The sequence below is a fragment of the Streptomyces cucumeris genome, assembly GCF_024295805.1.
In the GTDB taxonomy this organism is placed as follows: Bacteria; Actinomycetota; Actinomycetes; order Streptomycetales; family Streptomycetaceae; genus Streptomyces; species Streptomyces cucumeris.
This window is the reverse complement of sequence record NZ_JANCLX010000003.1, coordinates 272,713-285,608: the sequence shown is the minus strand read 5'-3', so window position 1 is coordinate 285,608 and position 12,896 is coordinate 272,713. Positions and strand designations below refer to the sequence as shown.

The following is a 12,896-nucleotide window of genomic DNA, read 5'->3' as shown; positions in this document are numbered from 1 at the left end:
CTCCAGGATTCCCGTGCAGTGGATCCTCCTCAGGCCGGTTCTCTCCCCGTTCTGGAGAACACGTGCCAAAAAACCGACACAAGATGCCCCGCAAGGTGGCCATCCCTGTCGCGCTCGCCGGTGTTGCCGCGCTGGGCTGGACCTCGATCGGTCTGCCGGGCTGGGCCGACGAAGGAGCCAAGCAGCCTTCCGCGGGCACTCAGGTGTCCTCCACCACCGCACCGCCGGTGGCCTGTGACCAGAAGGACAGCGGCGGCAAGGGCTGGTACCAGCCCGTCTATGTCCACGCCGCCGGTCGTGACAACTCCGCGAAGGCCATCCCGAAGATCCAGCACATCATGTGGAGTTCGGACCAGGTCTTCGAAGCGAGCGCCCAGCGCTTCGGCAACGGTGACAGCCGACGCCTCCGCTTCGTCCAGGACGAGGCATGCCGCATCAAGGTGATGTCCGTCGCCGTGGACGGCCTCTCCGGCAGGCCGTCCTTCAGGGACACCCGCAAGAAGGCCCAGTCGGCTCTCGCGGCCGCGATCGCGAAGTCGGACCGGGCCACCCGGGAGCGCTTCAAGCGCACCCGGCCGGTCTACTTCTACGACAACGGAGCACGGGGCTGTGGCGTGGGCGCCGGTCCCGGCCCCAGGGCACGGGCCAATCTGCACAAGGGCTGGGCCGCCGTCTCATGGGGCTGCGGCACCGTGGCCGCGGTGACCCATGAGCTGATCCACAACTTCGGCGTCAGCCACTGCAACAACAACCACAGCCAGGGCGGTGACCCCATCTGCCGCGGCTACGACAGGACACCGCGCTGCAACGACCTCATGGCCAATGTGGTCCTGGACTGCGCCAAGGACGAGTTCCACTACTTCGACCCGCGTCCGGCCAAGGGCAGCTACCTGGCCACGCACCCGAAGGAGAACGTCGCCAACAGCCCCTATCTCATCAAGGACCAGCCCGCCGAGCCGGTGGAGATCCGGCTCGTCGCGCAGAACACCGGGAAGTGCCTCGACTCCGGTGCTCAGTCCAGTGTCGGCCAGGACTCCTGTGAGGGTGGCGAAGCCCAGACCTGGCGCCGCGCCATCGGTGCCGACGGCTATCTGACATTCACGTTCAACGGCAAGTGCCTCACCGCCCCCTCGGGCACCGGGGCGCCGACGCTGGCCGCGTGCAAGAAGGGCGACCTCCGCCAGGAGTGGTGGACGCCCTCCGGCCGTAAGTTCTCCGCCGACCGGTACCGGCTGGTGAACCGCGCCAGTAAGAAGGACCTGCGCGTCAAGGGCCTCAACCAGAACGGCCCCGGCAAGGGCAAGACATCCACGCCCACCGCCTCGGAGTTCCGGATGGAACTGCCCAAGTCTTCTGGGTGATGTGCGCTGCCCTGGGGTCCGTGCCGGTGCACGGGCCCCAGGGCCTCACCTCACGGCCCGGCCGGCCGTGTCACCCGCCCGCTAGTGAAGGACTCCTGATGAACAACACCGGCACCCTCGCCGTCCACGCACTGCCCGACGGCGGCGCCGAACTCCAGCTGGTTCTCCATCTGAGCTGGGATGATGTCGCCGCACTGGGCCGAGAGGCCGGACGGCTCGCCGCTCAGCTCAATCGAACCGTGGGCCTCGACGAGGCCGCCAGCCACCGGCTCTCCACCCGTTCCACCCGGGTGTCCCCGACCGACACCTCCGCCGCGGAGTCACGTGCCACCTCGCTCGCCCCTCCGGGGCCCGGCATGCTGCAGGCCCGGTCGGCCACCGACCAGAGCCGTCACGTCCTGGAGAACACCACGGGCGCCTCCGCGACGAACCACATGGCCGGCGGTGGCGGTGTCCACGCCGCGGGCCCGATGCCCGCCACCACCCAGGGCAGGGGCGACGCGTCCGGGGGCCCGCGCGCATAGCCGGGCCCGCACCCCGGAACCCACCGGATGCCATGCCCCGGGTGTACCGGTGTACCGGAGCCCCCGGACCGACCCCGTGCGGGGCCGGTCCGGGGGCTCCGGCGGAGTGGGGTGGCCGCCCCCCTCCAGCGGCCTCCCCACCCGGTCAGCGGTGGAGGAACGCCGGTGGGCTCATCGGAAGGGGAGTGGCGCGGGCCTCCCGGTAGAGGGGGTCGTGCCACCAGCCCAGCAGGGCCGCGGGCAACTGCGCGCACAACTGGTAGCCGACGTCGGACAGGTCCAACTCGACCTCCCCGCACCGCACACAGCGGATGGCGTGAGCGCGGGTCCACTCCGCGGACACGATCGCCGGGCGGCGGCTGTAGGACTGGACGAAGGCCGTACAGGACGGCCGGCGCACGACCGCCCTGCGGTAGACGTCCAGGTAGAACTCGCGGAGCGCCTGGCGCGCCCGTCCCGTCACCGCCGTGTACTGACCGCGGGGCAGCCCCAGCACATCGGTGGTCAGCGCGGGGCCGTCCTGTTCCACGGCCGTGTGCCACAGCACCGTCTGCCAGCGCAACGGCAGGCTCCGATAGGCCTCGAACAACGCCGAGCGGGCCATCAGGGGCCACACCCCGCCACGCGCGGCCCAGTGGCGGAACCCGTCCGCCACATCCACGCTGTAGGGGTCCCGGGCCCAGACGGACACCGCCAGCCCCCGGGCGGTGGCCAGGAGTTGGACCCGCCAGTGGGTGTACGGCTCGGTGCCGCGCAGCGCGACCGCGTAAGCCCTGCGGAACGTCTCCTCCGTCAGTGAATCCACCTCGCCGCGATCGGTGAGACAGGTGCGCAGATAGGCGTGAACGGCCGCGCCGTGCCGGTCCACCAGCAGGAGGAAGGCGTCCCGGCGCCCCTCACGCACCCGCTGCGCCGCCACCGCGTCGCCCATCACCGTCCGCCCGATCGTTCTCCTCCGTATCCGCCGGACGAGGTACGCCGCTCTGGCGGCCGTGGCCCAGAAGTGCACCGCGAATGAAGGCTGTTGACGCCTCAGAGGCTTCGTCGGCCTGCCGGGGTTCAGCCGCCTCAGCCGTGTGACCACCGCGCGGAGTGCCGGAAACGGCAAGGAGCGCTGTGCGTGCGGGCGACGCTCTCGCGCAAGGTGGAACGGACGCAGTGGCGTGGGGGTCATCGAGGAACTGTCCTTCAGCGCGCGGAATGATGGCTCTCACACGGAAGACCCCTGGCCACGAAGATCATCCCCATACTTTGCGTACCCTTTGCCCATGCGGTGTCACCTCCCGTCCGTGGTCCGGTCGTGACGGAAGCGCAGCGCCGGCGATCCGGAAGCACGGTGCGATGTGCCGATGACGGCGCCGTACGCCGGCCCCTGGGTGGCCTGCTCATGGTTGTTGAGACCCAGCGCCATCAGACCGCTGCTGTCGACGAAGGCGACCGTGTCCTTTCCCGCCGTGTCCTTCCCCGCGGTGTTCTGCTCACGGGTGTGCACGACCCGCCAGAGCTGGCGCCCGTCGCGCGCGTCGCAGATCTGCTGCTGCACCGGGGCCCGGTCCTCCCGCGTCCCGGAGTTGCGCAGACACTTGCGCGTCGAGGCGTTGCGCAACAGTACGAACCGCCCCGTGGGCGCCGGGACCACGACCCAGCTCTGCTTCGCGCTGCCGTCGCAGTCGGTTGCTATCGGCTCGACTCCGGTCACGCTCGTATCGCCCGGGATCTCCATGCAGTCTCCGTTCGCCACCACGCGCAGTCGTGTAGGACCGGTGAGGACGGGGACCGGTGACGTCGTGGCGGAGTCTCTGCGGGAAGCGGCGGACCGAGCCGGGTGCGGCGTCGAGGGGGCGCGGGGGACGAACGTCGGACGAGCCCCGGAGCCCCGGTTCCGCTTTCCGGGGCCCTCGGTGGCGGTCGGTGGGGGGAGGGCACGGGTGGTGTCCTGCTGTGTGGGCAGCGCGGCCGTGGGGCGGGTGGCCCGGGGCGGCTCCGCCTGCTCTCCGGGCGGTGTGAGGAGATACGCGCCGATGGCCACCACCACCGCCGCGGTGGTGGCGGCGCCCAGGCACAGGGAGACCTTGCCCCCACCCGCGTGCGGTGCGCCGACACCCGCGCTCGAGCCGTCCTGGGGGGTCGGCACGGACAGCGCGGGGGACGCCGCGTCGGCGGTCGCCGACTGGCCCGCGGACAGGTACCCCGGTCCAGCCCACAGGAGTATGGCCCCCGGCAGCACCGCCCGGAGCCGGCTGTTGAGGTCGGTGAGGGCGCCCAGCGCCCTGCGGCAGTGCTCACACCCGGCCACATGGCGCTCGATGTGCTTGTTCTGCAGTCGGCCGGTACGCCGTACCGCCGCCGCCAGCAGCTTGCTGTAGCTGCGGCACTCGTCCGTCGTCCGGTCGCTGTGCGCGTGCTCCGCGAGATACGCCTCGCGGAGCGCCTCCCGCGCGCGTTCGGCCAGGGACCCCACACCACTGGCGCTGATGCCGAGCCTCGCCCCCACACGGGTGGCGGGCTCACGCTCCACCACCGTGTGCCACAACACCATCTGCCAGCGCGTCGACAGCGAGCGGAAGCTCTCGATCACCAAGTCGTCGTCCTCGCGGCGCAGCGCGACCTGTTCGCCACTGTCGGCGGGGGCGAGGTGGTCGGCCCACTCCTCGATGTCGTGGGTGAGATCCGCGCGCCGGGCGGACTTCGCCCAGTCGATGGCGGTGCGGCGCACCACCGACAGCAGATACGGGCGCCATGTGGCGTCTGGACCTCTGCCCCGGCGCACCGCGTCGATGGTCCGGGCGAAGGCCTCCGAGGTCAGATCGTCGGCGGTGTGCGCGTCGCGGCAGCAGGTGCGGGCGAAGGCGCGCACCGCGGGGCGGTGCCGGTGGTACAGCTCGGTGAGGGCGGCCTCATCGCCCTCACCCGTGCGCACGGACTCCGTGAGTTCCGTGTCCGGCAGGTCGTGGAGCGGGATCCGGTCGGGTTTGGCAGACATGCGTCGTCCTGGTCTCGGGTGTCGATGTCCCCCGGATCCACCGCTGCACGGACGGGGATGCCGGGGAGGGACCCGCCCTGGGGTGGGGGCCGGTCCGGTCGGGCCGGAAGGGCGGCCTGCCCGGCGAGTGGGGAACGCCGGGCAGGCCGGTTCAGGGGCGCGGGAGGTGTGGTGTGCGCCCCGAGGGTGCCATGCGCGCCACATGGCGTTGGCCGGTGGTGTGAGTGGCCGGACGATGGGTGTCCGCCGGTGTGAGACGCGGACGGGGCGTCACACTGACGTCTGTGGCGACCGCCGCGGGGGCGGCGGGGGAACATGGACGTTTCACACTTCCTCCATGTGGGGGCTGAAGGTTGTGCAGAGATTAAGCGCTGATCGCGTGAAGAGACCCGCCGGATTACCGCCCTTGCGGGAAGCCGACAGACGCAGAAGGGTGGACCCCATGCTGGGTGCGCTGGGTGTGACCGCGGCCGAAGAGGCGTTGTACAGAGTGGTGTTGGCGACCCGCCCCGAACCGACGGTCGGTGATCTGGCCGGGGCGACCGGTCGGCCGCCCGCGCAGGTGCGGCGCTGTCTGGCCGCGCTGCGGGAGAAGGGGCTGATCACGCGGACGGACGGCCGTCCGGCCCGATTCCGTGCCGCGCCGCCCGAGCTGGCCATCGAAGTGCTCGTACTGCACGGCCGCCAGCGGATCGAGGAGGCGCGTCTCGCCGCCACGGAGCTGACCGGGCTGTGGGCCCTGGCCCATCAGGAGAACGAGGTACCCGTCGAGATCATCAAGGGGGCCCAGGCGAATGTGCAGCATTTCCTGCTGGCCCAACTGACCTGCAAGGAAGAGGTGTTGACGCTCGACAAGCCTCCCTATGTGACGGTGGGCGTCCCGCGCCAGACCGAGGTCCAGCTCGAGCAGATGGCGCGCGGGGTGAGCTACCGCACCATCTACGACCGGGAGTCCCTGGCCGGGGCCGATCAGCTCGCCCTGGCCCGCGAACTGACCCGCCGCGGCGAGCAGGCGCGGGTGCTCGACGGGGTCCCGCTCAAGCTCCTGATCACCGACCGCGCCAACGCGCTGGTGCCGTTCGTGCTCTGCGAGGAACGGCAGACCATCGCGCTGCGACCGTCGCCTCTCGTCGACGGACTGCTCGCGCTGTTCGAGTTCCTCTGGGAGCGCGGTACCCCCCTGTGGTCGACCGAACCGGCCCCCGGGGTGGACCTCGGCGAGGAGGACATCAGGCTGCTGGGCTTCGCCGCGGCCGGATTCACCGATGAGGTGATCGCGCGCAAGGTCGGGGTGAACAAGCGGACCATCGAGCGGCGAATGCGCCGGATCATGGACACGCTGGGAGCACGGACCCGCTTTCAGGCGGGGTTGCAGGCCAGCCGCAAAGGACTGCTGCGTTAGCCACCGCGCGGCCCGTGCACAGGAGCCGGGTACGGCGCGTGGTCCCCGCGCCGTACCCGGCCCTCGTCTCCTTCCCCGCTCCGTTCCTACTCCGTGTCCGTGCCCATCGCCCTCAGCATCGGGACCGCCATCGCCTGCCGTCCCGGCCACAGCGAGGCGAGGACGCCGATCGCGGCCGTCGCGGCGAAGCACAGGGCCGCCCGGTCCCAGGGGATGACCAGCGGGACGCTGGGCTGGGTGAGGACGGCGGCCGCTCCGATCGCACCGCCCGCCATGAGCCCGAGCGCTGACCCGAGCAGGGAGATGGTCACCGACTCGATGCGCAGGATGGAGGCGAGCCGCTTGCGGTCGAGTCCGAGGGCGCGCAACATGCCGATCTCCCGGACGCGTTCGGAGACGGCCATGCCCATGGTGTTGACCACGCCCAGGGCACCGATCAGGACCGTGACGCTGAGCATGGCGTACATGATGTTCAGGAACTCGGCCGTGTCATTGCTCGCCGCCTTCCGCACTTCCGCACGGTCCTGCACCAGCAGCGCGGGATTGTCGAGCGTGTGCCGGATGTCGCTCTGGAGGGCCGCCGTACGGCCGGGGTCGGCGTCGGCGATGACCTCGGCGATACGTGCCTGGTCGCCGTGGGCGGTGCGCGGCAGCCTCGTACCCGAGACGAGCGTGGTGGCGAAGTCCTCCCCCTCGTAGATGGCGACGACCGGGAGGGAGGATTTCCGGTCGGTACCGGCGAGGGTGCCCGTGACACGGCTGCCGAGCGTCAAGTGGCGTGCCGCCGCGGTCTGTTCCTCGACCGCGATACCGCGGTCGAGCCGCTTCAGTGAACCCTTGCGGAGGGTGATGGGGGCCAGGCGCTCCACCGTGCCGGGGGAGACGGCCGTCACGGGGAGTATGTCCTCCTCGGAGATACGCAGATCGGTGTTGACGACGGCGGTGACGGCCGCGGCGTCCGGGAGGTGTGCGACACGGTCGGCGACATCGGCCCCGACCTGCCCGAAGGCGACGGCCGTGATCCGCAGATCCGAGGCCATGGCCGCGTCGGCCTCCTCCTCGTCCATCCGGCTGATCGACGCCACGGCGACCGTGACCGCGGTGACCATCGCGAGACCGACCATGAGGGTCGCTGCGGTGGCCGCCGTACGCCGCGGATTGCGGCGGGCGTTCTCCACCGCCAGCTTGCCGCGGATCCCCGCCAGCCGCCGCAGCGGTGTGCGGAGCAGACCGGTGACACCGAGGGCGATGAGCGGGGTGAGGACGATCAGGCCGACGAGGAGCACCGGTGCGGCGGTGTAGAGCAGATTCTCGTCCCCGCCGGCCGCCCAGAGCAGAGCCACACCGAGTGCGGTGACGGTCGCGCCGATGATGCCGCGGCGGCGCAGTGACGCGGGTGTGGGCGGGCGGCTCGTGCGCAGCGCCGCCACGGGGGCGACGGCGGCCGCGCGACGGGCCGGCACATAGGCCGCGAGCAGGGTGATGGCGATGCCGACGCCGAACGCCGCCAGTACGGGGGTGAGTTGGACGATCCGCAAAGGGGCGGTGATGCCGCTCGCCGCCCCGAACAGGGTGTTGAGCAGTGCCGCGACACCGATGCCCAGGGCGTAGCCCACGACCGAGGCGACCGCCCCGACGATCGCCGCCTCGGTCAGCACCTGGCGCATCACATACCGGCGGGTGGCACCGACGGCACGGAGCAGGGCGTGTTCACGGGCGCGCGCGGCGCTCAGCATGGTGAAGGTGTTGGCGACGAGGAAGGTGGAGACGAACAGGGCGATACCGGCGAAGCTCAGCAGCACATTGGTGAGCTTGTCGTCGGATCCGGCCGTGGCCTCCTCGCGTAGCTGCGCGGCCGTGACGGCCTCGAGTCCGTCCGGCAGCATCTTCTGTGTCTGCTGGGCGAGTTGGGCTTCGGAGGTGCCCTCGGCGGCGGTCAGTGTGATCGATGTGTAGCCGCCCTGGTCCGGGGCGAACTGCCGCAGCGCGGTGGCGCCGTCGAACGCGGTGAGCGTACCGCCGGAGGCGAGACGGCTGTCCTCGGCGGTGAGGACACCGACGACCCGGGCGTTGCGGGCCGTACCGTCGACGACGATCCGGACCCTGTCGCCGACCCCTTTTCCGGCACGCTCGGCCGCCGCCTCGTCGATGGCGATCTCCCCGGTGGCGCGCGGACCGCGTCCGGCGGTGAGGGGGTAGCGCGGATCCTCGCCCCCCGGGCCGGGGACGTAGTTGACACCCGCGGACTCGTACAGATCGCCGATGAGTTCGCCGTCCGACCCCGCCAGGAACGACCGGCCCTCGGCCGTGCCGCGTGCCGAGACGGCTCCCGGCACACCACGGAGCCGTTTCAGCAGCGTCGCGTCGAGACGGGGTGGTGCGGCGGAGGGATCCTGCGTGGACTGCAGGGCGGCGTCCGTGGGCCGCACCGCGACGGACACATCCGGCTGGGAGTTGGCCCGGGCCGTGGCGATGGCGGAGGAGACGGAGTCGCCGTAGATCAGGGATCCGGTGACGAAGGCGACGCCGAGCACCACGGCGAGCGCCGGCAGCGCGAACCGGAGGCGGTGCGAGCGCAGGGTGCGCAGGGCGGTACGGAGCATGGCGAACCTCCGGGGCGTGGGATGGGTGCGGCCGCCGCTCATCGGGCTGCCTGCTGCCCGGCGTCGAACGCCTTCATCTGCTCCAGCACCCCGGCCGCGCTGGGGTGTGCCATCTCGTGCACGAGCTGTCCGTCGGCCAGGAAGAGCGCCCGGCCGGCGTAGGCGGCCGCGACCGGGTCATGGGTGACCATCACGACCGTCTGGCCGAACACCGTCGCGGACATCTGCAGGAACGACAGGACCTGCGCGCCCGCCCGGGAGTCGAGATTGCCGGTGGGCTCGTCGGCGAAGACGACCGCGGGGCGCGACGCGAGCGCCCGGGCGCAGGCCACCCGCTGCTGCTGGCCCCCGGAGAGCTGGTCCGGACGGTGTCCGAGCCGGTCGGCCAGGCCCAGGGTACCGACGAGCTCCCGCAGCCACGCCGGGTCGGGAGTGATCCCGGCCAGATCGCAGGGGAGGGTGATGTTCTCCAGCGCCGTGAGCGTGGGCATCAGGTTGAACGACTGGAAGACGAAGCCGATCCGCTCACGCCGCAGCTTGGTGAGCCGGGACTCGTTCAGCGAGCCGAGATCGGTGTCGCCGATCCGCGCACTGCCGGACGTGGGGGTGTCGAGTCCGGCGAGGCAGTGCATGAACGTGGACTTGCCCGAGCCCGAAGGGCCCATGATCGCGGTGAACTCGCCGGAGACGAACCGGGCCGACACACCGGCGAGCGCCGTCACCGCGGTGTCGCCCTCGCCGTAGACCTTGGTCAGGTGGCGGCCCTCGGCGACCACCGTGCCGATCGTGGGGGAGGACGCGGGGGCGTCCCATCGCTGGCTCATCGCACATCGCTCCTGCGTGACATCGGTTTCTCGGGATGGTTCTCGGGACGGTTCGCGGGAGGTTTCGCGGCCGTCCCACCGGACCGGTTCCGATGCTGCCGGGCCCCGGCCCTCCCCCGGATCCACCGGAAAGCCGAAGGCCGAGCCGCCCGCCTCGGCCGAACGGCCGAGGTGCGACAGGAGCCGACTGCCGTAGCGTGACCTGCATGATTGCCGCGTTCCGGGCACGCTCCCTCATTCAGCGAGCCCTTATCTGCCTGGTCGGTGCGGGACTGTTCGCCCTCGTGGTGATGGAGGGCCGCAACGCGCCGTACCCCGCCGTGGTGGTGGCGACGGTCGTCACCGGGGTCCTGTCACTGCTGGCGCTCTTCGCGCCCAAACGCTGGTTCCGGCAGTACGCCCTGGCCGCCGCCGTGGCGTCCTGCGCCCTGTCGATCACCCAGACCCAGCTCGCGCAACGCCCCGAGAACACACCCGGGATGGTGGAGCTGGGTGTGCTGCTGCTGGTGATCACTCGTGCGGTGCGCCGCAGCCGTCCCCTGGAGGCGATCGGGCTGTCGATGGCGGCGTCCTGCGCGGCGGTGATCCTTCCCCTGCGGATCGAGGCCTGGGACGACCACCTCTACCTGTTCATCTCCCTCATCGCCGTCTGCGTCGTGCCGTTCATGGTGGTTCTCGGACTGGCGCTGCGTCTGCGCGACACCGTGCGGGCGCGTGAGATCGACACGGTCCGCCAGGCCCAACGCCTGGAGTACGCACGGGAACTGCACGACTTCGTCGCCCACCACGTCACGGCGATCGTCGCCCAGACCAAGGCCGCGCGCTTCACGGCGGACGCCGGCCACACCCAGAGCCCGGAGGACCTGGACCGGATGCTGGCCCAGATCGAGCAGGCCGGGGCCCAGGCGCTGGGATCGATGCGCGCGATGGTCTCCGTCCTGCGGGATCCCGTGGCTCCCACGGCCCCCGCGGCGACCCGCCCGGCGGGACACCTGGGCGGTCTGCGCACACTCACGGAGAAGTTCTCCGTGGCGGGGCCGCCCGCGACGCTGACCGTCGACCCCTCCCTGACCGACCGGCCCGTACCACCCGAGGTCGCCGCCACGGTCTACAGCGTCGTACAGGAGTCGTTGACCAACGCGCGCAAGCACGCGGAGGGGATGTCATGCGTCGAGGTGCGGGTCGTACCGCACCCCGAGCGGCCGGACCGTCTGGAGGTGTCCGTGACGGATGACGGCCGCCCCGGGGGCCAGGGCACGCCCCCGGGGCAGTCGGCGGCGCGTGCCGAGGGTGCGGTCGGTGGCGGATACGGTCTCGTCGGTCTCGCCGAGCGGGTCGAGGGGATCGGCGGGCGGATCAGCGCGGGGGAGCGGCCGGGGGGTGGCTGGTGCGTCCAGGCGGTCCTTCCGCTGGATGCCCTGCCCTCGTACTGACCGCGGACTCGTCCGGACGGTGACCCCGTACGGACGGCGACCCCGTACGGGTCGCGCCCCCTGTACTGACCGCGGGGCGTCCCCTTGGGATCATGTCCTCCATGACGATTCGTGTCCTCATCGCCGACGACCAGCCCATGCTCCGCGCCGCCTTCCGCATGATCCTGGGCTCCCAGCCGGATATCGAGGTCGTGGCGGAGACCGCGGACGGGGCGGCGGCCGTCGAGGAGGCGCGGCGTCTGCGACCCGATGTCTGCCTGGTCGACATCAGGATGCCGAAGCTGGACGGCCTCGAGGTCACCCGTCAGCTCGCGGGCCCCGGAGTGCCGGATCCGATGAACGTGCTGATCGCCACCACCTTCGACCTCGACGAGTACGTCTACACCGCGCTGCGCAACGGCGCCTGCGGATTCCTCCTCAAGGACGGGGCACCCGGGCTGCTGACGGAGGCCGTACGGGCCGCGGCCACCGGCAACTCCTTGATCTCACCGTCGATCACCGTCCGGCTGCTCTCGCATATGGCCCCGTCCCGTGAGCGGCCCGCCGAACCCCCGGCGCGCGGTGCGGCCGGTGCGAGTGCCGGCGCCGGCGGCGGTCCGGTCCGGCCCGCGGAGCCGCTGACCCAGCGCGAACGGGATGTCGTCCGTCTCGTCGCCCGCGGCCGTACCAATGAGGAGGCGGCCGCGGAGCTCTATGTGACGCTGTCCACGGTCAAGACCCACCTCGCCAACGTCCAGCGGAAGCTGGCGGCGCGCAACCGCGTCGAGATCGCCGCCTGGGCGTGGGAGACGGGGCTCTGCGGAGGCGGGGGACCGGCCTAGGACACGGCGGTGGGGGGCTCGGGGAGCAGGCGGAAGCGTCCGTCGTGGGCGTGGACGCGTCCCGCGGTGGGGTGCGGGAAGTGGGTGCCGAGCAGCAGGCCGTCCGTACCGGCGAGGCCGTTCAGCAGATCGTGGCGGGTGCGTACCGCCTGGCGGGGATCGATGTCCACGCAACTGGTCACCTGGGGGTGGGCAAGCTGAACGGGGTGGTGGACGCTGTCACCGGTGATCACGGCTGAGCGGTCGGTACCGCGCAGTTCCACGGTGATCTGCCCGGGGGTGTGGCCGGGAGCGGGACGCAGCCGGATGCCATCGGCCACCTCGTGCCCCCGGCCGGTGACGTCGACCAGGTCGTACTGCCCGTTGTCGCGGACGGGGTGGACGGAGTCGCGGAACATCTGGGCGCGCGCCTCGTCCATCTCGACGGAGGCCCAGTAATCCCATTCGGTACGGCTGACGAGGTAGCGGGCGCGCGGGAAGGCGGGCTCCCAACTGCCGTCGCTCAGCCGGGTGTTCCAGCCGACGTGGTCGGTGTGCAGATGGGTGGTGATCACCAGGTCGACGGAGTCCGGCGCGAACCCGATGGCGGAGAGGCGCTCCAGGAAGTCGGTGTCCAGGCCGTTCCAGGCGGGGTTGGCGCGGACCTTGTCGTTGCCGATCCCGGTGTCGACGATGATGCGTGTCCCACCGGCCTCGACGGCGAAGGCGTGGCTGGCCAGCCGTGGTACGTCGGCGTCGGCGAACGCGGGCCGCAGCCAGGGCACCTCGTCCATGAGCTCTCCGGTGGCCTCGGGAAGCAGCCACGGACCGGTCTGCCGCGGCAGCTCGATCTCGTCGACGCGGTGCACCTCGATGCCACCGAGGCTCCACGACGGGGCGGTGGCGGTATGGGTGGCGGCGGTCGCGTTCATGGACGGGGCCTTTCTCGTTCGGTGAGCGGTCGGG

The 12,896-nt window shown here is 71.5% G+C and carries 10 protein-coding genes; 5 read left to right on the top strand and 5 right to left on the bottom strand.

Going from position 1 to position 12,896, the window contains the following annotated elements; all coding sequences use genetic code 11:
- Window positions 1-83: 83 nt before the first annotated feature.
- Window positions 84-1,361, top strand: coding sequence for a ricin-type beta-trefoil lectin domain protein (locus tag NMK44_RS06400; protein ID WP_254739180.1), 1,278 nt, complete (start codon window positions 84-86; stop codon window positions 1,359-1,361).
- Window positions 1,362-1,459: 98 nt separating this feature from the next.
- Window positions 1,460-1,885: a hypothetical protein gene (locus NMK44_RS06395; protein WP_254739169.1), complete on the top strand. Its 426-nt coding sequence runs from the start codon at window positions 1,460-1,462 to the stop codon at window positions 1,883-1,885.
- Window positions 1,886-2,030: 145 nt separating this feature from the next.
- Here the strand turns inward: NMK44_RS06395 and NMK44_RS06390 are convergent, their stop codons facing one another.
- Window positions 2,031-2,816: an RNA polymerase sigma factor gene (locus NMK44_RS06390; RefSeq protein ID WP_254739167.1), complete on the bottom strand. Its 786-nt coding sequence runs from the start codon at window positions 2,814-2,816 to the stop codon at window positions 2,031-2,033.
- A 345-nt stretch (window positions 2,817-3,161) separates the two neighbouring features.
- The gene (locus NMK44_RS06385) at window positions 3,162-4,868 is read right to left on the bottom strand and encodes a sigma-70 family RNA polymerase sigma factor (RefSeq protein ID WP_254739165.1); all 1,707 of its coding nucleotides are present in this window, start codon (window positions 4,866-4,868) and stop codon (window positions 3,162-3,164) included.
- 442 nt (window positions 4,869-5,310) lie between these two features.
- On the opposite strand from NMK44_RS06385, the gene NMK44_RS06380 reads away from it, so the two are divergent.
- The gene (locus NMK44_RS06380; RefSeq protein ID WP_254739163.1) at window positions 5,311-6,270 is read left to right on the top strand and encodes a helix-turn-helix domain-containing protein; all 960 of its coding nucleotides are present in this window, start codon (window positions 5,311-5,313) and stop codon (window positions 6,268-6,270) included.
- A gap of 86 nt (window positions 6,271-6,356) precedes the next feature.
- Here the strand turns inward: NMK44_RS06380 and NMK44_RS06375 are convergent, their stop codons facing one another.
- Complete coding sequence (locus NMK44_RS06375; RefSeq protein WP_254739161.1) at window positions 6,357-8,873, bottom strand: ABC transporter permease; 2,517 nt, start codon at window positions 8,871-8,873, stop codon at window positions 6,357-6,359.
- A 38-nt stretch (window positions 8,874-8,911) separates the two neighbouring features.
- Window positions 8,912-9,697, bottom strand: a complete 786-nt coding sequence (locus tag NMK44_RS06370) for an ABC transporter ATP-binding protein (protein ID WP_254739159.1) — start codon at window positions 9,695-9,697, stop codon at window positions 8,912-8,914.
- Between the two features lie 206 nt (window positions 9,698-9,903).
- Here NMK44_RS06370 and NMK44_RS06365 point away from each other — a divergent pair, with 206 nt between their 5' ends.
- The gene (locus NMK44_RS06365; protein WP_254739157.1) at window positions 9,904-11,130 is read left to right on the top strand and encodes a sensor histidine kinase; all 1,227 of its coding nucleotides are present in this window, start codon (window positions 9,904-9,906) and stop codon (window positions 11,128-11,130) included.
- Between the two features lie 92 nt (window positions 11,131-11,222).
- Entirely contained in the window at window positions 11,223-11,951 is a 729-nt protein-coding gene (locus NMK44_RS06360) for a response regulator (RefSeq protein ID WP_374215240.1), read from the top strand.
- On the opposite strand, the gene NMK44_RS06355 is transcribed toward NMK44_RS06360, so the two are convergent.
- The gene (locus tag NMK44_RS06355) at window positions 11,948-12,862 is read right to left on the bottom strand and encodes an MBL fold metallo-hydrolase (RefSeq protein ID WP_254739153.1); all 915 of its coding nucleotides are present in this window, start codon (window positions 12,860-12,862) and stop codon (window positions 11,948-11,950) included. The two genes, NMK44_RS06360 and NMK44_RS06355, sit on opposite strands and share 4 nt — an antisense overlap.
- Between the last annotated feature and the right edge of the window lie 34 nt (window positions 12,863-12,896).

Bases quoted from the DNA above. Each gene is read 5' to 3' on its own strand.
- NMK44_RS06395 (WP_254739169.1), top strand. From the start codon at position 1,460: ATGAACAACACCGGCACCCTCGCCGTCCACGCACTGCCCGACGGCGGC.
- NMK44_RS06390 (WP_254739167.1), bottom strand. From the start codon at position 2,816: ATGGGCGACGCGGTGGCGGCGCAGCGGGTGCGTGAGGGGCGCCGGGAC.
- NMK44_RS06380 (WP_254739163.1), top strand. From the start codon at position 5,311: ATGCTGGGTGCGCTGGGTGTGACCGCGGCCGAAGAGGCGTTGTACAGA.
- NMK44_RS06355 (WP_254739153.1), bottom strand. From the start codon at position 12,862: ATGAACGCGACCGCCGCCACCCATACCGCCACCGCCCCGTCGTGGAGC.
- NMK44_RS06365 (WP_254739157.1), top strand. From the start codon at position 9,904: ATGATTGCCGCGTTCCGGGCACGCTCCCTCATTCAGCGAGCCCTTATC.
- NMK44_RS06370 (WP_254739159.1), bottom strand. From the start codon at position 9,697: ATGAGCCAGCGATGGGACGCCCCCGCGTCCTCCCCCACGATCGGCACG.
- NMK44_RS06375 (WP_254739161.1), bottom strand. From the start codon at position 8,873: ATGCTCCGTACCGCCCTGCGCACCCTGCGCTCGCACCGCCTCCGGTTC.
- NMK44_RS06385 (WP_254739165.1), bottom strand. From the start codon at position 4,868: ATGTCTGCCAAACCCGACCGGATCCCGCTCCACGACCTGCCGGACACG.
- NMK44_RS06400 (WP_254739180.1), top strand. From the start codon at position 84: ATGCCCCGCAAGGTGGCCATCCCTGTCGCGCTCGCCGGTGTTGCCGCG.
- NMK44_RS06360 (WP_374215240.1), top strand. From the start codon at position 11,223: ATGTCCTCCATGACGATTCGTGTCCTCATCGCCGACGACCAGCCCATG.